At 63.4% G+C, this 20,104-nt stretch carries 20 protein-coding genes; 11 read left to right on the top strand and 9 right to left on the bottom strand.

The window, feature by feature from the left end:
* Positions 1-75: 75 nt before the first annotated feature.
* The 3 genes from MYCSM_RS01290 (at position 76) to MYCSM_RS01280 (ending at position 1,677) form a co-directional block, all read left to right on the top strand.
* On the top strand, positions 76-489 hold the full coding sequence (locus MYCSM_RS01290; RefSeq protein ID WP_015304310.1) for an STAS domain-containing protein: 414 nt from the start codon (positions 76-78) through the stop codon (positions 487-489).
* Between the two features lie 133 nt (positions 490-622).
* A complete protein-coding gene (locus MYCSM_RS01285; protein ID WP_015304309.1) occupies positions 623-1,297 on the top strand; it encodes a GAP family protein in 675 nt (224 codons plus the stop codon).
* Between the two features lie 29 nt (positions 1,298-1,326).
* Positions 1,327-1,677: a hypothetical protein gene (locus tag MYCSM_RS01280; RefSeq protein ID WP_015304308.1), complete on the top strand. Its 351-nt coding sequence runs from the start codon at positions 1,327-1,329 to the stop codon at positions 1,675-1,677.
* A 3-nt stretch (positions 1,678-1,680) separates the two neighbouring features.
* On the opposite strand, the gene MYCSM_RS01275 is transcribed toward MYCSM_RS01280, so the two are convergent.
* The gene (locus MYCSM_RS01275) at positions 1,681-2,892 is read right to left on the bottom strand and encodes an acyl-CoA dehydrogenase family protein (protein ID WP_015304307.1); all 1,212 of its coding nucleotides are present in this window, start codon (positions 2,890-2,892) and stop codon (positions 1,681-1,683) included.
* Between the two features lie 74 nt (positions 2,893-2,966).
* Between MYCSM_RS01275 and MYCSM_RS38860 the strand changes: the two genes are divergently transcribed.
* Positions 2,967-3,176: a DUF5078 domain-containing protein gene (locus MYCSM_RS38860; RefSeq protein WP_041311161.1), complete on the top strand. Its 210-nt coding sequence runs from the start codon at positions 2,967-2,969 to the stop codon at positions 3,174-3,176.
* Positions 3,177-3,186: 10 nt separating this feature from the next.
* Positions 3,187-4,599, top strand: a complete 1,413-nt coding sequence (locus MYCSM_RS01265) for an NCS2 family permease (protein WP_015304306.1) — start codon at positions 3,187-3,189, stop codon at positions 4,597-4,599.
* Here MYCSM_RS01265 and MYCSM_RS01260 read toward each other — a convergent pair whose 3' ends face one another.
* The 3 genes from MYCSM_RS01260 to MYCSM_RS01250 all read right to left on the bottom strand — a co-directional run bounded on the left by MYCSM_RS01260 (position 4,600) and on the right by MYCSM_RS01250 (position 6,355).
* Positions 4,600-5,091 carry a hypothetical protein gene (locus tag MYCSM_RS01260; protein ID WP_015304305.1) on the bottom strand — a complete coding sequence of 164 codons (492 nt, stop codon included), beginning with the start codon at positions 5,089-5,091 and terminating at the stop codon, positions 4,600-4,602.
* 65 nt (positions 5,092-5,156) lie between these two features.
* Entirely contained in the window at positions 5,157-5,813 is a 657-nt protein-coding gene (locus MYCSM_RS01255; RefSeq protein WP_015304304.1) for a hypothetical protein, read from the bottom strand.
* A complete protein-coding gene (locus MYCSM_RS01250; RefSeq protein WP_015304303.1) occupies positions 5,810-6,355 on the bottom strand; it encodes a CsbD family protein in 546 nt (181 codons plus the stop codon). Before MYCSM_RS01250 ends, MYCSM_RS01255 begins: the two co-directional genes overlap by 4 nt.
* Before the next feature lie 112 nt (positions 6,356-6,467).
* Between MYCSM_RS01250 and ligD the strand changes: the two genes are divergently transcribed.
* Complete coding sequence (ligD, locus tag MYCSM_RS01245; protein ID WP_015304302.1) at positions 6,468-7,424, top strand: non-homologous end-joining DNA ligase; 957 nt, start codon at positions 6,468-6,470, stop codon at positions 7,422-7,424.
* Positions 7,421-8,797, top strand: a complete 1,377-nt coding sequence (locus MYCSM_RS01240) for an MFS transporter (RefSeq protein WP_015304301.1) — start codon at positions 7,421-7,423, stop codon at positions 8,795-8,797. The genes ligD and MYCSM_RS01240 overlap by 4 nt, the downstream gene beginning before the upstream one ends.
* 38 nt (positions 8,798-8,835) lie before the next feature.
* On the opposite strand, the gene MYCSM_RS01235 is transcribed toward MYCSM_RS01240, so the two are convergent.
* A complete protein-coding gene (locus tag MYCSM_RS01235) occupies positions 8,836-10,182 on the bottom strand; it encodes an MFS transporter (protein WP_015304300.1) in 1,347 nt (448 codons plus the stop codon).
* 228 nt (positions 10,183-10,410) lie between these two features.
* Positions 10,411-11,838 (bottom strand): S1C family serine protease, encoded by a 1,428-nt coding sequence (locus MYCSM_RS01230; protein ID WP_015304299.1) that lies wholly within the window; start codon positions 11,836-11,838, stop codon positions 10,411-10,413.
* A 542-nt stretch (positions 11,839-12,380) separates the two neighbouring features.
* Between MYCSM_RS01230 and MYCSM_RS01225 the strand changes: the two genes are divergently transcribed.
* A complete protein-coding gene (locus tag MYCSM_RS01225; RefSeq protein WP_015304298.1) occupies positions 12,381-13,448 on the top strand; it encodes a magnesium and cobalt transport protein CorA in 1,068 nt (355 codons plus the stop codon).
* 789 nt (positions 13,449-14,237) lie between these two features.
* Positions 14,238-14,978: a zf-HC2 domain-containing protein gene (locus MYCSM_RS01215; protein WP_015297690.1), complete on the top strand. Its 741-nt coding sequence runs from the start codon at positions 14,238-14,240 to the stop codon at positions 14,976-14,978.
* 236 nt (positions 14,979-15,214) lie between these two features.
* On the opposite strand, the gene MYCSM_RS01210 is transcribed toward MYCSM_RS01215, so the two are convergent.
* The 3 genes from MYCSM_RS01210 to MYCSM_RS01200 all read right to left on the bottom strand — a co-directional run bounded on the left by MYCSM_RS01210 (position 15,215) and on the right by MYCSM_RS01200 (position 18,619).
* Positions 15,215-15,865, bottom strand: a complete 651-nt coding sequence (locus MYCSM_RS01210) for a DUF1345 domain-containing protein (protein ID WP_015304297.1) — start codon at positions 15,863-15,865, stop codon at positions 15,215-15,217.
* 46 nt (positions 15,866-15,911) lie between these two features.
* Positions 15,912-16,061: a hypothetical protein gene (locus MYCSM_RS35650; protein ID WP_015304296.1), complete on the bottom strand. Its 150-nt coding sequence runs from the start codon at positions 16,059-16,061 to the stop codon at positions 15,912-15,914.
* A gap of 1,616 nt (positions 16,062-17,677) precedes the next feature.
* A complete protein-coding gene (locus MYCSM_RS01200) occupies positions 17,678-18,619 on the bottom strand; it encodes a LysR family transcriptional regulator ArgP (protein WP_015304294.1) in 942 nt (313 codons plus the stop codon).
* Positions 18,620-18,766: 147 nt separating this feature from the next.
* Here MYCSM_RS01200 and lysE point away from each other — a divergent pair, with 147 nt between their 5' ends.
* Positions 18,767-19,366 (top strand): L-lysine exporter, encoded by a 600-nt coding sequence (gene lysE / locus MYCSM_RS01195; protein ID WP_015304293.1) that lies wholly within the window; start codon positions 18,767-18,769, stop codon positions 19,364-19,366.
* Positions 19,367-19,392: 26 nt separating this feature from the next.
* Complete coding sequence (locus MYCSM_RS01190; RefSeq protein WP_015304292.1) at positions 19,393-19,995, top strand: acyl-CoA-like ligand-binding transcription factor; 603 nt, start codon at positions 19,393-19,395, stop codon at positions 19,993-19,995.
* The last annotated feature ends 109 nt before the right edge of the window (positions 19,996-20,104 follow it).

Genomic DNA, 20,104 nt, shown 5'->3' with positions numbered 1-20,104 from the left:
TTAGCGGTTACTCCCCGTTGCCTTAAATCGGCTCCGTAGCTTCGGTAATAGTTACCGATCGAGGGGAGGCGCCAGATGTACGGCAATCCGGCATTCGACTGCGATGGCGCCCAGGTCCGGGTGTGCAGTCGCCAGCTAGCAACCGTGGTGACGGTCACGGGCGATCTCGACGACGCGAGCCTCGACAAGGTCTGCGCATACGCGAAGCGCTTCGTGCTACGGGAGAAGCCCGTCGTGCTCGACTTGAGCGGCGTGAATTCCGCTACACCACACATCATTTCGTTGTTGAGCGACCTCGACGACGCCTGCATCGCCGCAGGAGTCGAGTGGTCACTGATCGCGAGCCAGCCGGTCAATCGCGCGGTACAAACCTTTGACGACCGAGTCGAGCTGCCCACGGTGGCCTCGGTCGCAGACGCACTGCACAATTTCGCCGACGCCATACTCGAACGGCGTCGCCTACTTCCGCTCCTTACCAAGAGCGCTTAGAGACGGGATCGCTTCGGTGCTTATCGACATTCGGTGGCTGGCCTACCTGGTGCATGGCCGGCACAAGCCGCGTTCGCGGCCCCTGGCGCTCACGGCCCGCTGATCTCGCCATAGCTGATTAAGATCGCTGCCCATGTCGGGTAGTTGGACGGCGATGCTCGGCCAGCTGATTCCGCTGGCGTTGGTGGTTGCGATGTCGCCGCTGACGATCGTCCCGGCAATCGTTCTGGTGCTGCAGTCCGACCGCGCCCGGTCCACCGGCCTGGCCTTTATGTTCGGCTGGCTCATCGGGCTTGCAGCGACGACGGCGTTGTTCGTCCAGTTGCCTCGCCTGCTCGACGGGCTCAACCGGCCCGTCCCGACCTGGGCGGCGTGGGTGCGGCTCGCGGTCGGCATCGCGCTGATCGTCTTCGGTGTGTGGCGGTGGCTGACCCGTCATCAGGTCACCCGGCAGCCGGCGTGGTTGAACAGGCTGAGCAGGTTGACGCCCGTCGGCGCCGGCGCCGTCGCGGTGGGGCTGATTCTGGTCAATCCCAAGGTGCTCGTGATGAACGCCGCCGCGGGCCTGGTGATCGGCACAGCGTCGCTGGAGATGCCCGGCATCTGGGTCGCCGTCCTTTACTACACCGTCATCGCCGGTTCATCGGTGCTGCTTCCGATACTTGCGTATGCGATCGCCGGTCACCGGGTGGACCACCAGCTCGAGCGGATGAAGCAGTGGATGGAACGCCAGCACGCAGCGCTGATGGCGGGCTTCCTGGTCATCGTCGGTTTGTTGTTGGTGTACACGGGGATTCGCGCGGTTTGAGGCGCCCGGCCGCAGGGTACGCGGCGACAGTGACCGCGATCGACCGGCCAGACAGCCGCGAAGCGGGGCGCACGGCCCGCGTGGTGAATTGGGTCCTCGCCCTGGCCACGATTCCAGGCGCCATCGCGGTCGTCGTATTCCTCTATATGCAGATCCTCGGGACGGCGGGCTGCAACAAGCAGCCGTGCCCACGACAGGGCCCTGGTGAGCTGGGTTTCACGCTCATTCAATACGGCGCGCCCGCAGTCGCGGTCGTCGCCGTCATACTGTCGTTCTTCACCGCACGACGGCGAGGCGGGATCGTGGTTCCGGTCGTGGCGTGGTTGTTGTTGATCGCCGCCTTTGGGGTGCTTGCGTTTTCGTTCACCCCGACCGGATAGCAGCTATCGAATCGGCAGCCCGGTGATCGCCCTGCCCATGACGAGCCGCTGAATCTCGCTGGTGCCCTCGAAGATCGTGAAGATCTTGGCGTCGCGGTGCATGCGCTCGACGGGGTATTCGCGGGTGTAGCCGTTACCGCCGAGGATCTGGATGGCCTCATCGGTTACGTAGACGGCAGTTTCACTGGCGACAAGCTTGGCCATCGAACCTTCGGCGTTGGTGAACGGTTTGTTGTTGCGCGCCATCCAACCTGCGCGCCACACCAACAGCCGCGCGGCGTCGATTCGGGTCTTCATGTCGGCCAACTTGAACGCAATCGCTTGGAAGTCACCGATTTTGCGCCCGAACTGCTCTCGCTGTTGCGCGTAGTCCAGCGCATACTCGTACGCAGCGCGCGCCACGCCGAGGGCCATGGCACCGACGGCAGGGCGGGTGCGTTCGAACGTCTTCATCGCCGCTTGCCCTGCGGCACTTTGGCCTTCGCGGATGCGGGCGATTCGCTCGTCGAACTTGTCCTTGCCGCCGACGAGGAGACGGCCGGGCAGTCGCACGTCTTCGAGAATCACTTCAGCGGTGTGCGACGCCCGAATTCCGTGCTTCTTGAACTTCTGCCCCTGTTTGAACCCAGGTGTGTTCGGCGGGATGATGAACGTCGCCTGTCCGCGGCTGCCGAGATCGGGGTGGACAGAGGCAACGACGATGTGCACGTTGGCAATTCCGCCGTTTGTGGCCCACGTTTTCACGCCGTTGAGGACCCACTCGTCGTTCGCTTCGTCGTAGACGGCACGGGTGAGGATGGCGCCGACGTCGGACCCGGCGGCGGGTTCTGAGGAGCAGAACGACGCAAGCAACGGATCCTCGGGCGTGCCGAACATCTGTGGCAGCCATTCACCCAACTGTTCGGGCGTGCCGTTCGCGGCGAGAGACGCCGCGGCCAGCCCGGTGCCTAGGATCGACAACGCGATGCCCGCGTCGCCCCAGAACAACTCCTCAAACACGGTCAGCGTGCCGAGGCCCGACGGTTCGGCGGCCTGGGTGGCGAACAAGTCCATCGAGTAGAGCCCGACCTTGGCCGCCTCCTGGATGATCGGCCACGGAGTCTCTTCGCGCTCGTCCCATTCAGCCGCTGCCGGGCGCACGACGTCGGCCGCGAATTCGTGGACCCAGTCCCTGACCTGGATCACGTCCTCCGACAGTTCAAGAGAAAACGACACGGTTCACCCGCCCTTTCTACGATTCGGTGAACAACTGTACACCGATACTTACCGCTCGGTAAGGTCCATCTGCTGTGGGTTGCCTCACCACCGTCGACCAGTACATCGCCGCCGTGCGCGACGTCGAGTCGGTCTACTACGAGCAGATGGTCACCCACTGGGGCATCTGGGCCAAACTGCTCTTCAACAATTGCGTAGCCGCCCACGGCACCGACATCTGCATGAACTACCCCCGACCGACCAATCCGGGTGGAACTGGTAACGACCTAACGCAGTCCTCCTAGGGTCTGAGGCGTGGGTCGCCTCGATCGATTCTTCGAAATCTCGGTACGCAAGTCGTCGGTCGCCGCGGAGGTACGCGGCGGGGTGGTCACGTTCATCGCGATGGCCTACATCATCGTGCTGAACCCGATCATCCTGTCGAGTGCTCCAGATGTCACCGGCCACAAGCTGGAGTTCACTCAGGTCTCCGCGATGACCTCGCTCGCCGCGGGTGTGATGACGATCCTGTTCGGGGTCATCGCGCGGTTACCGTTCGCGTTCGCGGCGGGGCTGGGCATCAACTCGTTCCTGGCGACAACGGTGGTCGGCTCGCTGAGTTGGCCCGAGGCGATGGGCCTGGTGGTCATCGACGGGCTGATCATCGTGCTGCTGGCGGTGACGGGGCTGCGCAGAATGGTGTTCGACGCAGTGCCGATGCAGCTGAAGCTGGCCATCACCGCGGGCATCGGACTGTTCATCCTGTTCATCGGACTTGTCGACGCCGGCTTCATCGGTTCGACCGGAAAGCCTTCGCCGCCAGTCGGTCTGGGGCACGGCGGCATCGGTTCGATCACCACCGTTCCTGCAATCGTGTTCGTGTTCACGCTGTTGGTGACCGCCATCCTCGTCGTACGCCGGGTGCGTGGCGGCATCCTCATCGGGCTGGTGATCGGCACCCTCGTCGCTGTCGCCATCGAGGCGATCTGGCATCTGGGGTCGTCGACGAAGAATCCTGGCGGCTGGAGCCTGTCGGTGCCGACGTTGTCGGGCTCCCCGTTCGCGCTGCCCGACCTGTCTCTCGCAGGCGACGTCAGCCTCGGCAGCTTCGGACGGATCGGCGTGCTCGCCACGGTCATGCTGGTGTTCACGCTGGTTTTCGCGAACTTCTTCGATGCCATGGGAACGTTCACCGGGCTGGCCCGCGAGGCAGGACTGGCCGACGCGCAGGGCACCTTCCCGCGATTGCGTGCGGCGCTGATCGTCGAGGGTGCGGGCGCGGTCGTAGGTGGGGCGACATCGTCGTCGTCCAACACCGTGTTCATCGAGTCGGGCGCAGGCATCGAGGAAGGCGCGCGCACCGGTTTGGCGAATCTCGTTACGGGCGTGCTGTTTGTGGCCGCGATGTTCGTCTCGCCGCTCGCGTCGATCGTGCCGACGGAGGTGGCTGCGGCGGCGCTGATCATCGTCGGCGTGATGATGATGGCGCAGTTGCGCTACATCGACATCTCGGAGTTTTCCGTGGGATTGCCGGTCGTCCTCACGGTCGCGGTGATGCCGTTCTCGTACTCGATCGCCAACGGCATCGGTGTCGGCTTCATCGCGTGGGTCGTGCTGCGTTCGGCGGCTGGCAAGGTGCGCGAGATCAGCCCGCTGCTGTGGATCGTGGCCGCAGGTTTCGTTCTATATTTTGCGCGCAACGGGATCGAGTCGCTCATCGGCCTGTGATTAGCGGCCGCCGACTTCCGCCGGCAATGGCGGCGGCAACTGCGTAGTCGGAGTTGTGGTCGTCGGGGCGGGCGGGGCCGGCGCTGACGATGCTTGCTGCCCGTGCGAGTCAACCATCGTCTCCTCACGAATCACGTTGCCGCCCTGGCTGATAATCAGTGACGTCGCAGTGACGGTGTAACTGACGCCGTTGCTGTTCGCTACGAACCCTTCGCCAGTCTGCGAGGCGGACAGGATCAACTCGGCGCCGTCTCGCACGCGCACGCCGCGGTACTCGTACTGACCGTCAGGCGCTTTGCAGATCGCCACACGCGAGGAGTCTGTGCTGCCGAAGAGGACCACCACGCTCGGCGACGCGCATCGTGCGGTGGAGTCGACGTAGCCCTGAGGGTCAGTGCCGGGTGCGGCAATGGCGGAAGGTGACGCGAACACCACCGAACACGCCGCCGCAGCGGCGATCATTCGGGCTTTGCGCATCCGCGAAGAAGGCATCACCTCTCACGGCAGCACGGCGAACCGATGAAAGCGAGCGTCGACACCGAAACACGACACAATTGTTAGCTTCGGCGCTCCTTCTCGCTGTCGGCCAATTCCGCCAAACGGTCGGCCTGTGCAACCTTGCTTGCCGCGGTGTCGCGCTTGTCCTGAGCGTCCTCCAGTTTCGCATCGGCGGCTGCGGTGGCGTTTTGTTCGGCCGCGCGACTGATCGCCAGCTCCTCGCGCTTGGCCGCTTCGACAGCCCCTACTCGCGCGGTGGCCGCTTCGTCGGCCCGCTCCTTACCTGAGACGATGCGCTTTTCGGCGTTCGCCACCGCATCGCGTTTGCGGTTCTGCGCCTCGACGCGGGCGTTCTTGACAGCGGACTCCTTCTCGGCGTGTGCGTCTTCACGTTCTTGATCGGCCTTTTCGCGAGTAGCCCTGACGTTCGAGCCCGCGGCCTTGATGTTCTCGGATGCCGCCGCGTCGAGTCGGGCCGCGCGGCGCAGTGCGTCGCTGCGCGCGATCAACGCAGTGCCTCGCTGCTCGAATTCCGGTGCCCGCAGTGCGTTTCCGATCGTCACGTCGAGCATCCCGAGCGAACGCTCGAAGAACAGCCGCGCAGGTGCGTCCGACTCCATCCGGCCGAACACCGTTTCGTCGACCAACTGAAGCGGCAGCCGCGCTAGTCGATACTGAATCTTCAAAACTGCGAACGACAAATCGGTGATGCTCATCGGTCGCTCCTCGTGTCGGCCTGCTGCCTTAACCGGTCTGCTTCGGCGCGTGCCTTTGCGGATTCCCGCACCGCATCCTGGTGGTCATCAAGTGCGTCGATGACCTCCTCATCCGCAGCGCGGATGGCTTCGCGCTCCTGCGCCTTCGCGTTCTCGATGCGGCGCGCGGCATCGCGTTCGGCATCGGACTGTTGCTTGGCCAGGTCAAGATGCGCCGCCTGCTCGGTCGCTCGCTTTTGCGAAGCGCTTTCCGTGCGGATGGCGGTTTCTTCCGCCGCGGCCTCTGCGTTGACCGCACTCCGCTCAGCGGCACCTTCGAGCTTGGCGTTCGTGGCCTGCTCCCGAGCCTTCCTGGCCTCCGCGTCCGCGATCGCCTCCGCCGTACTGGCTTCCCTGCGCTTCTGCGCCTCGGTCTGCTCCAGTTGTCCCTCGGCGGTCAGCGAATCGTTGCCGGTCACCGCACCGATGACTTCCTTTGCCTTCCCTTTCACGGAGTCGATCAACCCGTGACGTGCCTGATCGGCTTTTCCAGAATCAGTCATCCCAGTCCTCTCGTGGTCGTCGCTTGCGGCACACATTCCACTGATCAGGCACCTCGAAACATGATGTGGTGGGAGCCGCGAGCACCGCCCCGACCCGGATATGGTCGGGGATATGAGCGGCGGAGAGCAGCGCGCCGGTGTCGACCTGACCAACCTCGATCAGCCGCTGAGCCCGGATGCCGGGGCCACGAAGCGGGATCTGGTCGACTATCTGGACGCCGTGGCAGATCGGATGTTGCCGGGTTTGGTCGATCGGCCGCTGACGGTGATGCGGGTGCTACGTGGGCAATCCCCGTTCATGCAGAAGAACGCGCCGAAGTACACCCCCAACTGGGTGAAGACCGTGCCGATCTGGGCTGAGGCCTCAAAGAGGGAGGTGCGTTACCCGCTCTGCAACGACCGGCGCACGCTGTTGTGGCTTGCCAACCAGCGGGCCGTCGAATATCACCCATCTTTGGGCCTGGCCGACAACATCTACCGCCCAACACATTTGGTGCTCGACTTGGACCCGCCCGCCGGCAACGACTTCCGCGCGGTGGTGGCCGTCGCCTCGCTGGTTCGTCAAGCGCTAGCCGACAGCGGTCTTGCCGGCGCCCTGAAGACCAGCGGCGCAAAGGGGGTGCATATTTTCGTCCCGGTCGACGACTACGCCCCGGCCGATGATGTCGCGGCAGCTACCCGCGCGCTGGCTGCGCGGGCCGAGGCGCTCGATCCTTCCTTGGCCACAACGGCTTTCATCGTCGAGGACCGAGCAGGAAAAGTATTCGTGGATTCGACTCGCTCCGGCGGTGCGACGATCGTCGCCGCCTACAGTCCTCGCCTGCGGGCGGGCGCACCCGTGTCATTCCCGTTGAGCTGGGCCGATCTTGACGACGTCAACCCCTCCGATTTTACGATCCACACAGCGGTTGACGCCCTTGCCGGGCGCGACCCTTGGTCGGACACGATGCCCGCACCCCAGCGGCTGCCGAGCGACCTCATCGAGCACGGCCGGACGATTCCGGTCGCTCGGGTGGCTGCCATGCACGAAGGAAAGCGCCGCGCCCGTGCGGCGAGGAGGCGTCCATGACGGTTAGCGAATCGGTGACGGTGTCGTCTGTCCTGGACGGGCTTCCGGTCACCCGGTGGCATTGGCGCCTGGTGGTGTTCGTCGGCCTCGGGTCGTTCTTCGATCTCTACGAGGTGTTCCTCGGCGGTGTGCTCGCGCCGGTGTTGGCCGCCGAGTTCAAGCTGGGCACCATCGGGAAGGCGATGGTGATCGCAGCCGGGTTCGCCGGCATGTTCGTCGGCGCAAATGTGCTGTCGATAGTCGCTGACCGGCTCGGCCGGCGTCGGGTATTCATCCTCAATCTGCTTGTCTACTCACTGTTTTCGCTGGCTGCCGCGTTCTCGCCGAACGTCGAGACATTTCTGGTGCTGCGCTTCCTGGCCGGCATCGGGCTTGGTGCCGAGCTCGTGCTGGTCGACACCTACCTGGCCGAGTTCGTCCCCGCCCGGGTCCGTGGCCGGATGACGGCTTGGGCGTACACGATCGGCTTTCTCGGCGTGCCGTTGGCGGCACTGCTCGGCGGAAAACTCGTTGCACACCACCAGCTGCTCGGCATCGACGGGTGGCGGTGGCTGCTGGTGTTCGGCGGGCTCGGCGCGGTGTTCGTGTTGGCGGTCCGGACGCTGCTGCCCGAGTCGCCGCGCTGGTTGGAAAGCCGCGGCCGCGACGCTGAAGCACGTCGGGTCGTCGCGTCGGTGGTGGCCAAGGTCGCACCGGGCACACCCATTCCGGAACAACTGCCCGCCAACGCTGCGCACGCCGGCGACGATGCCCGTAGCGTGGCCGAGGTGCTGCGGATCGCCTTTCGCGATTACCGCAAGCGCACCGTCATGCTGGTGATCTTTCAGATCCTGCAGACAGTCGCGTATTACGGCTTTGGCACATTGGCGCCGCTGGTACTCGTGAGCAAGGGTTTCGAAGTGACCCAGTCCCTTGGATATGCGGCACTCACCTTCGCCGGCTACCCCCTGGGCTCACTTCTTTCCATACCACTAGTGGAACGATTCGAGCGTAAGCACCTGATCATCGTCTCCGCATTGGGAATCGCCGTGTGCGGCATAGTATTCGCCGCGGCAGATCATGTCGTGGTGATCGTCGCTGCAGGGTTCCTGCTCACCGCCGTATCGAACATATTCTCCAATGCATTCCACATCTATCAGGCTGAAATCTTCCCGACGGCCATCCGCAGTACGGCGAGCGGCATCTGCTACTCGCTGTCACGAGCGACCTCGACAGTGCTGCCGTTCGTGGCAGTGCCGGCACTCGCGATGTTCGGCCCAGTGGCGGTGTTCTCCGGTTCGGCGGCGCTCGTCATCTTGCTGTGCCTCGATGTCGGTCTGCTCGGCCCGCGCAGCACAGGACGTCAGTTGGAGCAGGTCGACAAGATCGGTTGACACTCGCGGCCTCAAATTGACCGCCCATACGCCACCACTTAGGTGCGGCTGTAGACCGCCAAGTCGTCGATGTCGGCGCGCGACCGGTCAGGCAGGGCAAGACAACAGATCACCGTGACGACCGCTGCTACGACGATGTAGACCGAGATCGAATACGGAGTTCCGGTCTCGTGGAGCAGCCAGGTGGCCAGCAGCGGAGCGGGTCCGCCTGCAAACACCGATGCCAGCTGGTAGCCGAGACCGGCTCCGCCGTAACGCAAACGCGTCGGGAAGCTCTCGCCGATCAGCGCCGCCTGCGGTCCGTACATCATGGAGTGCACCACCATCGACAGCACGACCGCGATGAATATCGGTGCCTGCCCGCCATGGGTGAGCACAGCAAAGTAGGGGAACGCGCCAAGCCCGGCAATCACTGCGCCGGCGAGGTAAACCCGTTTTCGACCCACCGAATCCGACAGGTGCGAGAAGAACGGAATCGTCGCGAGCTCCACGACGGCACCGAGCAGCACCGCGGTCAGCACGAACGTCTTGCTGTAGTGGTGGCGCTGGACAACGAAGGTCAACACGAATGTGGTGAAGAGATAGAAAGGCATCTGCTCCGCGAACCGCAGACCGGCGGACAGCAGTATCTCGCGCCAGTGCCGCCGGATCACCTCAGCGACGGGCGCGGTTGCAGCCTTGCCTTCCTCCAGCACCTTGCTGAACATCGGCGTCTCGAGAATTTTCAGCCGGATCATCAGGCCCACGGCGACGAGGATCAGGCTGGCAAGGAACGGCACCCGCCAACCCCACGAGTTGAACGCATCGTCGGACATCGTCGCGGACAGCAGCGTCATGCCGCCGGTGCCGAGCACCAAGCCGACCGGCACCCCGACCTGAGCGAAACTGCCGAGCAGCCCGCGTCTCTTCTGATCGCCCCATTCCATGGTGAGCAGCACCGAACCGCTCCACTCACCGCCGACGGCAATGCCCTGCAGTACGCGCAGGGTAACGAGCAGCAGTGGTGCCGCAACGCCGATGCTTGCGGTGCCGGGCAGGAGGCCGATGACCGCCGACGCGAGACCCATCACGAGCAGCGTGATGATCAACGTGGTCTTGCGGCCGATCCGGTCTCCCCAGTGCCCGAAGATCGCCGCTCCGATCGGGCGTGCGGCGAAGCCGACGAAGTATGTCGCGAACGACTGCATGGCGCCGGCGTACGTGCTGGACGCGGGGAAGAACAAATGGGGAAAGACCAGCGCGGCGGCTGTGTTGTAGAGGAAGAAGTCGTACCACTCGATCGTCGTGCCGATTGCGCTGGCGAGCGCGGCGCGCCGTACCTGCACCCGTTGTGATCCCGGGTCGGCTTGTGCTGTAGCGCCGCCCCCGTCCTGTCCGGTAACCATGAGCAGCGCCTCCTGTTGACCGTTGTCAGCACTTAGAATGCGCCCCGGCGACGGGTTTTAAACCCAAAACGGAACTCGTGACAGTGGTGGCATCAGGTGAGCCCGGCAGATGCCACCACTGTGCAGTTCTCAAAGTTCGCACGGGACATGAACTTTCGCATGTCTCGCCGCTGTGCACACGGCCTGGCCGGGTGCAGCGATTGAAATAGCCGGTAAGCCTGAGGGTGACTAGGAAGACTTCTTCGCGTCCGGCTTGATGGTCAGCGTGACGGGCTTGCCGTCGCGGAGCACATCGACCGGCGCATCCTGACCGATCGTCAGCTGACGAACCGCGACGGTGAGCTCGTCGAGACTGTTGACCTTGCGGTCGCCGAGCTTGACGATGATGTCCTTCTCCGCGAGGCCGGCTCGTTGGGCGGCACTGTTGGGGTTCACCTTGGTCACCCTGGCCCCGCCTGTTCCGCTGTCGTTCACCGATTCCGCCATGATGCCGAGCGACGCGTGAGCGATCTTGCCGTCGCGGATCAGCACCTCGATGACGGATTTCACCTCGTTCACCGGGATCGCGAAGCCAAGGCCGCTGGCACTGTCGGACAGCGACTTGCTGGCGGAGTTGATGCCGATCACCTCGGAGTCCATGTTGACCAGCGGGCCGCCGGAGTTGCCGTGGTTGATCGACGCGTCGGTCTGCACAGCGTCGATGACGGTCTTGGTATCGGAGCCCTCACCGGACAGTGGCACCGCCCGGTGCAACGCGCTGATGATGCCCTGGGTATCCGTGCTGCGCAGGCCCAGCGGCGCACCCGCGGCCATCACCTGATCGCCGACGCGGAGCTTGCTCGAGTCGCCGAGCCGCGCAACGGTCAGCTTGTCGACGTTATCGACCTTGAGCACCGCCAGGTCGGTCTCGGGATCGCGTCCGACGAGATTGGCCGGCGTCTCCTTGCCGTCGTTGAAGATCACCGTCAGCTTGAACTTGTCAGGGCTGGCTGCCGCTTCGGAGATCACGTGGTTATTGGTGACGATGTAGCCGCGTCCGTCGACGACCACGCCAGAGCCCTGTGAACCCGCCGAATCGCTGATCGCTTGGATCGTGACCACCGAATCAGCAACGGCTGCAGCGACTTTCGCCATCTGACCAGCAGGTAGATGGCTGGTGTCGGTGGTGTTGAGGGTGACCTTGGGGGTGGTGAAGGCCTCGATGACCTCCGCGGTCTTGCGCCCGACCCAGCCACCGCCAAGGCCGATCACGATCGCCAAGGCAGCAAGGACCACCATCGCGGGACGCGACAGCCTGCCGCCGAACAGGATGTCGCGCACGCCGAGCTTCTCGCGTGGAACGGCGTGGACGACGGATGGCGGTGCCGCGGGGACAGTGGTCTCGGCGGCGGCGCTAGGCACGTCGGCCGGCTGAGCGTTGTCGTCGTCTTGGGGATCGGACACCAGTGTCGGGCCGAACGCCTCAGCGAGCACCGCCTGTGGCGCCTGGTTGGTCGGCGTGTATTCGCCCTGGTCGCGATGCTCGTCGGAACCCGAGAACGAGCTGTCGACGCCGGCGGGCCGGCCGAACGCGCGCTGCGTCGACGCGTCGACGGGTGGACGCGAAACAGCCCGCGGCGACGACTTGTCGCTGCTGGGCTGGTCGCGATTGGACACAGGAACACGCTACCGGAGCCACGGAGACAGCCGTTTCACCAGCACCGAGGCTGCTGAGGTGGAGAACCGAGCGCCCTGCGCAACCCTTTGACGTCTCTGCGCGTAAAGGGATTCTCGAAAATACGGCGGCCGCGCCGTGATGCGCTCGGGTGCGCGGCGGACGATCCGGTCGACTCAGCCAAGCAAGCCGTCCGATTCTCCCACTCTTGTCGGGCTTGCCAGGTGCTCGCCAATCGGTTACCTGCTGAGTGCGCTAGATCTAGACGGCCTCGGTCCTGGTGGTGCGTCGCAGGCGACGTTGAGATCCCCACGGCTGCAATTGGTTTCGAGCTAGCCGCGACACGTGCTGAGACGCCGGCCTTGGTTCGTCAGATCTATCAGCTCGGACGCGAATCCGCGGCGTAGGGTGGCTGAGCGCAAGACCCTTTGTGCCCTTTGCAGCTAACCGGATGCCCGCTCACAAGGCCCTCACAGGAAGTGCGTTTTCGAGGTGGTGTCGCGTAAATTGCTGTGCGGCAATAGGACATTGGCAAGGAGTGGGCATGATTGTGGACTGCGCGCATTACCTCAAGGGCGCCCGGCAAAGCGATGCGCCGCTCCCATTGGAAGATGCCGCCAGATTCTGTCTAGAAGGCGGATTCGTGTGGCTCGGGCTGTTCGAGCCGAGCAGCGAAGAGATGGAGCGGGTCCGGCATGCTTTCTCGCTTCACGAGTTGGCCGTCGAGGATGCCCGGACCTTTCATCTGCGTCCGAAGATTGAGGACTTCGAACCCAACGTCAAACTGGTAATCCTGCGGACCGCGCGTTACGACGACGAGTCGGAAGAAGTCGAATTCGGCGAGATCAGCGTTTTTGTTGGCCCCAACTTCGTGATCACGGTGCGCCAAGGCGTCGCCAGCGAACTGCACGCGGCCCGGATGCGCCTCGAATCGCATCCCGAGTTGATCGAGCTGGGCACCGATTCGGTTTTGTGGGCGATTCTCGATCAGGTTGTGCGGGGGTATGAGCCGGTGGTTGCGGGACTCGAACACGACATCGAGCAAGTCGAGGGCACGGTGTTTGCCGGCGATGTCGCGCCGACCGAACGGATCTACCTGTTGCGTCGGGAGGTGAGCAATTTCTATCGCGCCGCCCACCCGCTGCACGCCGTGTTGACAGCAGTCCAACGGGGCCTCCACTCCGCGGCACTTGTCCCCTACATTCGCGACGTTCACGACAGTTTGCAATTGATCAGCGAAGAGGTATCCGCGCAACGCGACTTGCTCGCCACCATCCTGCAGGCCAACATTGCGGTGATCTCGGTCGAGCAGACCAGGGTCAGTGTGCAGCAAAGCACCACGATGGAACGGCTGACGATCCTTGCGACAGTGTTTCTGCCTCTGACGTTCATCACCGGATTCTTCGGACAAAATTTCGACTGGCTCGTTGGAAATATCACCGGTTTGGCCCGATTCGTCGAGTTTGGAATCGGGGGGCTGTTGATCCCGCTCGTCTTGTTGTGGATCTGGCTGCGCAAGGCCCGCCTCGCCGATATCGGCCCACCTCGGCCGCCACAGACGGCCGCGAATCCGGCCAGCACCCGGCCGCGGCTCTCACCGCCGGAGTCCTAAGCCTTAACGCCGGCCGAGATCTGGTCATGCGTCACGTCCTTGCGCATCTGTCGGCTCCGCTTCCGAAGGTGAAGAGTTTTTCTTGAGTTCGCTTCGCCGCTTTGGCGAATCTTCGGCTTCACCCGCAAAACTTCGCCGTATGCGCTGCTGCCCAATGCTTTTCATCCGCGGCGATGGTTTAGCGCTCAGAGATCAACGACGATGCGCATCTCCTGCCAACGGCGGTATCGTCAGCCGTTGACGCCTGGCTTGCCCGCCGCGCCGGTGTTGCCCCCAGCTCCACCGGCGCCAGTGCTTGCTGACGCCCCTGGAGAATACGGACCAGCGGTTGATGATCGACGATCAGAGCCTGGCGGCATTTGAACGTTTGTGCACACAGTGATGTCGCGAGAGGGAAAATGTTTCGCTCATCGGGTACTGCGTGCAAGCGCGTGGAGCGCCTCGTGGAGGCGACACTTCACTGTGTCTTCCGGCAGCTGCTCCAGTCTGGCGATCTGGGGGACGGCCTGGGCGAGGTAGTACGCCCGAATGACCGCGGTGCGATGCTCGGCGCTGAGGGAGTGGAGAGCTTCAGAGACTGTCATCATGACCGGTAGAACGCCTAGTTGCACCTCCGAGTAGCGAACACAAGCAATCGCTCTTGTCTACCTGACGATTCGTCAAACCCTCGACGCCCGTTACGTTCGCCCGGGGGCAGAGGTCAGGTTAGCGGTTGCAGAGCGTCACGTCGGGGCTGCACGACACGGCGTGGCAAATCGCGGTTACCCTACAAATAGTGAGGTAACAGCGATGACGAGCATTGACGGGCGAGCTGGTGGAGGATCGCAAACGGGCGATCCATTCGCCATGTGGGACGCCGCCTACGTGCTCGGCGCATTGGGTGCCGAAGACCGACGTCAGTTCGAACAACATCTGACTCACTGCACTCGATGCCACGATGCCGTCGCTGACGTCAGCGGCATGCCTGCCTTGCTCGCAATGCTGGAGCCACACGAGGTCGCGGCCCTCGACGAGGGGGCCCCTGAGCTATGGCAGCCGCGGCCCGAACTGCTTACGTCGCTGTTGGCGAAGGTCGGCCGCCGACGGCGACGCACAAGGGCGCTGTCGTGGTCGATGGCCGTCGCAGCCGCCGCGGCGACAATCATCGCGTTGATCGTGGGAATCCATGTCGGAGGGACGTCACCATCCGCCGTCCCGCCCGCAACGTCGGCATCGCCACTGACCATGAATCCGGTGGCGCCAAACTCCATAACCGCGACGGTGAGCCTGACACGCCAGGCCTGGGGCACCGACATCGACATGAGCTGCACCTACCCGAAAGAAGCCGACAACGCCGGCCAGCGCGGGGACACGCTGGCAATGGTGATAGTCGGCCGCGACGGCAGCCATACCCAGCTGGCGACGTGGTTGGCGGTCCCGGGCGTTACCGCACGCCCCAACGGCAACACGCCGACACCCATCGACCAAATCTCTGCGGTGCAGATCGTGGCCGCTGATAGCGGCGAAGTGCTCTTGCAGCGCCCGCTGTGATGCCGTCACATCCGCTAGGACGACTGCTCTGCGACGCCGAGGCCATACGGCCATCGAAGAAGTTCTCGCCGATGGGCACCGCTCGACGCATCCGACCCCGTGGACAAACGGACGTAATTGACGTCCTAGCCGACAGCGAACCGTGCAGAAACATTCATCGATCAAGCAAGACAGCACGATTGCGGGTTTAGAGGGCGCGCAAGGCCCCCACCGGCGCATCCTGCTGTGGGCGGAGATCAGTGGGTGCCCAGTCCTGCGATCAAGTTGATCGTGGTCGCCAGGACCACGGCGCCCAGCACGTAGGACAGCAACGCCTGGCGCAGGGCTGTCGCGCGGATGGCGCGGGTTTGCAGATCGGTATCAGAGACTTGGTAAGTCATGCCGATGGTGAAGGCGAGATAAGCGAAGTCGACATACGTAGGCGGCTCGTCCTGGTTGAAATCGATCCCGCCGGTGGGCCCTAGGTAGTAGAGCCGGGCATAGCGCAACGTGAATACCGTGTGCACGATCAGCCATGCCGCGATGACACTGGCGATCCCGACGGCCGCCGCTGCCTCGGCTTCGCCGCCGTGGGAGGACGCAGCCAGCAACACATAGCCGACGCCGGCCAGGCTCGCGATGCTCGCCACGACCATGATCGTGCCCGTGGCGGCTCGAGTGGGGTCTTCGCCCGTCGCGTGCGACGCGGTTTGTTGAGATGTCATTCGCCCGACGGCAATCCAGGTCCAAATCAGATAGGCCGCCGAAGCTGTGATCCAGCCTGCTACCGGCGCATACCTCACCTCGATGACGAGACCGACCAGCAGTGCAACCGCCACTCCGGCCACCGCAGCCACTGCTAACCGAGTGGCGGCAAGTGCATCGGCCCCGAGCAACCGTGATGACATCTAGGCGGGCTCGGCGACGAAACTGACTAGACCGGATCTCATCGGACTAGTCCTTTTTACTGGGAATGATCGCGATGACGATGAGCGTCAGGATGCTGAAGAACAGTCCGAGGAGACCCCAACCCATCGGGTTGCGTCCCTTGGCGCCGGCGATGCTTGCACACATCATCGCAGCGATGATGCTGCCGATCGTCACGAAGATGCCCTTGATCCCCCTGAGGATGAATCCTGCGGCGTCGAGATCGTACTGCGCCGCGAAAAAGCAGCTGATGGAACATCAGTTCGTCTCCTGCGCCCGGTGATGGCTGTCACGGCCGAATACCCGCACGCGGGTAGCCACAACCGACAGGTTCTTCACAGACAGTATCGAGCTGAGGAGAGGGTCGGAGGTCGGCTGGTACTCAAATTCGTTGCCTGGCTAAGGAGTGGGATGGCGAGCCGCGAAGGCCCCGATCAGCGATGACGGCCCAGTGGAGGCAACACCGTGCTGATGAAACTTGATGAGCTGATCCGGGCTACCGCGGACGCCACGCCCGCCACGGTCCATCCAGGTTTCCGGCTTGCAAAAAAGCGACTCGTTGTCCTCACGCCGAGGCCGTCAGCGGCGGCCGCACACCTGACCAAACACCAAGCCGCTCAGGGCTACGGCTGCCATCGCCGGACCCTGCGATAGCACGATTTCTGTTCCGACGCAGCATGTTTCGCATCTGATTGTTCGACGGCGCAGAAGCTCGTCGAAGTCGCCGACGCTACACGACCTCGGAACTCAAGTCACTGGCGGACGTCGGCGGCGGCACCCGTTAGTCGCAAACGGAGCCCGTGGGCGATGCCGACCCTGATCGGCGAGGCCATTTCCAGGCGTGCTTGCACGTCTGCGCGTACTTGTCGAACGGCGGATCCCTGCTCACCTCAATGCCACGCAACAGCGTTTCTACAACGAGCTATCTGTCCGAAGCCGGGACATCTAATGTTTGCCATGGCAAGGCGCCGGGAATGAATCTGCAGATGAAGCGGGAGCTGCCGACGGCCTCAGAGCTCGCTGTGCCGATGTCGAGCAGGGCGCCTTTCGGTCGGTGCCGAGATGATCCGCGGCGGACTTAGCACCCACTGAAGCTCCAACAAGTGAAGCTGCACAAGAACGCATTTCATACAGCGCCCGTTGATTGATCAGCCAGTCACGACGGAATCCTGCCAACAAACGAACGCCCGCAATGAGCGTCGGTGACGGCTCCACGTGTAGCCCGTAGCGCCAGCGCAGTGCCTCAACGATCTGGCGAGTCCAGGCGCAAATCTTTTGAATTCACGGGTTTTCGAGCCTCTCTGCACGTACGACGTCGATAACTAGCGGTCCGTCGTCCGTCGCAACCAGGAAGTCAGGTGTGTGTCGACGGACCCGCCTGTCGACTGACGCAGACAACTGACGCAGACAATTGGAAGGGCTGGGCGATAATTCGGTGGCAGGAGGGATCGAAGTCAGCGAGCATCAAGACCGCCAGTTCCAGACGCGACTCGTAGATGACGCGACCACGTTCCGCTCACGACGGCTAAATCTTCTCTAAGGCAACGGTATTAGGTGTTTACCGAAGTTTCGACGTGATCATTTCGGCCGAAAGGTCAACAATGCCGGGCAAATCACGCGATACTCCTTGCGAATACGTCCCTACGCAAAGCACCACAACCTATGACCCCCCAACAGGGTGCAGCAACTCAGGATGGCGAGGGCACGTGACATTTACCTGCCAACATCACACGTTGCCTCAAGCGAGAAACTGGATGCCGACAATACATCGGCATGCGCTGCCCAGACGGCCGTCACGCATGACGTCTGCGTTGTGCTGGTGGTCGGGCCCGGCGCAAGTCTGACGCAGACGACCTCACCGCAGCCGTGACGGCCTCCATCACCACGCTATTCAACTTCCAGCACTGCCAATACAGCGGTACGTCGAGGTATGAATCCGCGGTCCGGACGAAGGAACCGTCCGCTAGGGCCGGCGCAGCCAGTTGCTCTGGAAACATGCCCCACCCGACTCCGGCTCGTACCGCGGCGCCGAACCCCTCGGCGGTCGGCACATAGTGGATAGGTCGTGAGATTGCTCGGCGGAATACCTTGCGCAGCAACACGTCCTGTAACGCGTCGTCACGATTCCATGCCAGCGACGGAGCCAAAGCGGCGGCATCCGATGTGAAACCACCATGTAGGTAGCGCTCGACATAAGTGGGACTCGCCACCGGTACATAACGCATTACGCCCAAGGATTCCACTCGGCACCCCGGTATTGACGATCGCTCAGTGGTCACAGCCCCCATGACCGTGCCGTCGCGCAACAGTCGGGCAGAGTGGTCCTGGTCCTCAATTCGTATGTCAAACAGGACATGGTCCAGTTGACCGAGCACGCCAGTGAACCACGTCGCCATCGAGTCAGCGTTGACCGCGATTGCCGCTCGCAATCGTTGCGCATCTGGGCGGCCGAGCGCGTCAAGCGCCTCTGACTCCAGCAACGAAGTCTGGGCCGCCAGTCGCACCAGCGGAACGCCGGCCGCCGTTGCCTTGCAGGGCTTCTCGCGAACAACTAGGACTTGGCCCACTCGTTGTTCGAGCGCCTTGATCCGCTGACTAACCGCCGACGGTGTCACGTGCAATCGCTCGGCAGCCGCATCGAAGCTGCCGAACTCAACTACCGCCGCGAGCGCCGCAAGCTGGTCGGCGCCTAACCGATTCTCAGAGTCGTGGCGGGTCCGCCAACTATCCGCCATTTGACCTGCGAACCCGCTCACCAACTTGAGAACCTACAGCGGCGAACGCCGCGAGCTGCTGACCGTCCGCTGCCACATTAACGATTCTAATGCATATGCAGAATCATTATCTGTACTGATCCGCCCAGCTCTCCTACCGTCGATTCCATGAGCTCGCCCCTGATCGTCGGCTTCATCGCCTCGTTCACGCTGATCGCCGCAATCGGCGCGCAGAACGCCTTCGTGCTGCGCCAGGGCATCCGCCGCGAGCACGTCCTAGCCGTCGTCGCGCTGTGCACGGTGTCCGACATCGTGCTGATCTCGGCCGGCATCGCCGGCGTCGGCACGCTCATCAGCGCCCACCCCAGTGCCGTGACCCTCGTCAAATTCGGCGGGGCCCTCTTTCTCATCGGCTACGGACTGCTGGCCGCTAGCCGCGCGTGGCGCCCCTCGTCACTGACTGCGTCGGAATCCGCGCCGGCGCGACTGCTCGACGTACTTCTCACGTGCGCCGCGATGACATTCCTCAATCCGCACGTCTACCTCGACACTGTGGTGTTGCTCGGCGCGCTGGCCAACGAGCATCGTGACCAACGCTGGCTCTTCGGTGTTGGCGCGGTAACCGCCAGCGCAGTGTGGTTTTTCAGCCTCGGCTTGGGGGCACGCCAATTAGCCGGACTCTTCGCCAAGCCGATGACATGGCGCATCCTTGACGGCTTGATCGCCGCCATGATGATCGCGCTTGGAGTGTCATTGGTCTTGTCCTAGGCCTTTTACATCGACACAATGGCCCCATGGGGGCCACTAATCAAATCCTTGGTTTGCGGGACCGTAAGAAGATCAAGACCCGCGAGGCCATCCGCCGCGAGGCTATGCGGCTGATCGGGGAAAACGGCTACGCCAACACCACGGTCGAGCAGATCGCGGAGGCGGCGGAAGTCTCACCGAGCACCTTCTTCCGGTACTTCCCGTCCAAGGAAATGGTGCTGATGGCCAACGATCTCGACCTCGTCACCATCGAGGCACTCGAACAGCAGCCGCCCGATCTGCCGTCCTTGCAGGCTTTTCGCCGCGCGCTCGAGATCACCATGGCGACCCTTTCCGAGGCCGAGTGGCGGTTCGAGCGAGCTCGGTTGCGAATGGTGCTGTCGATCCCCGAGCTAAAAGCCGCCCAGTTCGACGAGTATCGCCACACCGTTGCCGCGCTAACCGAAGCGGACTGTCGCCGGACCGGGCGCGAACCCGACGACTTCGAGGTGCGGGTATTCGTCGGCGCACTCGCAGGCGGCCTGATGGCCGTCCTCGATCACGCATCGGGGATACCTGAGCGAATGTATCGGGCGCTGGACTTCATGGAATCCGGTATGCCGTTGCGGTCGAACAACAGCCACTCCTGACATCTGCGCAATCACACATAATTGACGAGCCTGTCACGGTAGTTTGAGCGCGTAGTCGCGCCAGTGGTCACATGAATGCTGCTGTGCGTCCGTGGGTCACCACTGGAGT

It is taken from the genome of Mycobacterium sp. JS623 (genome assembly GCF_000328565.1).
Taxonomy (GTDB): domain Bacteria; phylum Actinomycetota; class Actinomycetes; order Mycobacteriales; family Mycobacteriaceae; genus Mycobacterium.
The sequence above is the reverse complement of the archived record's forward strand: the minus strand, read 5'-3'. Positions and strand labels throughout refer to the sequence as shown.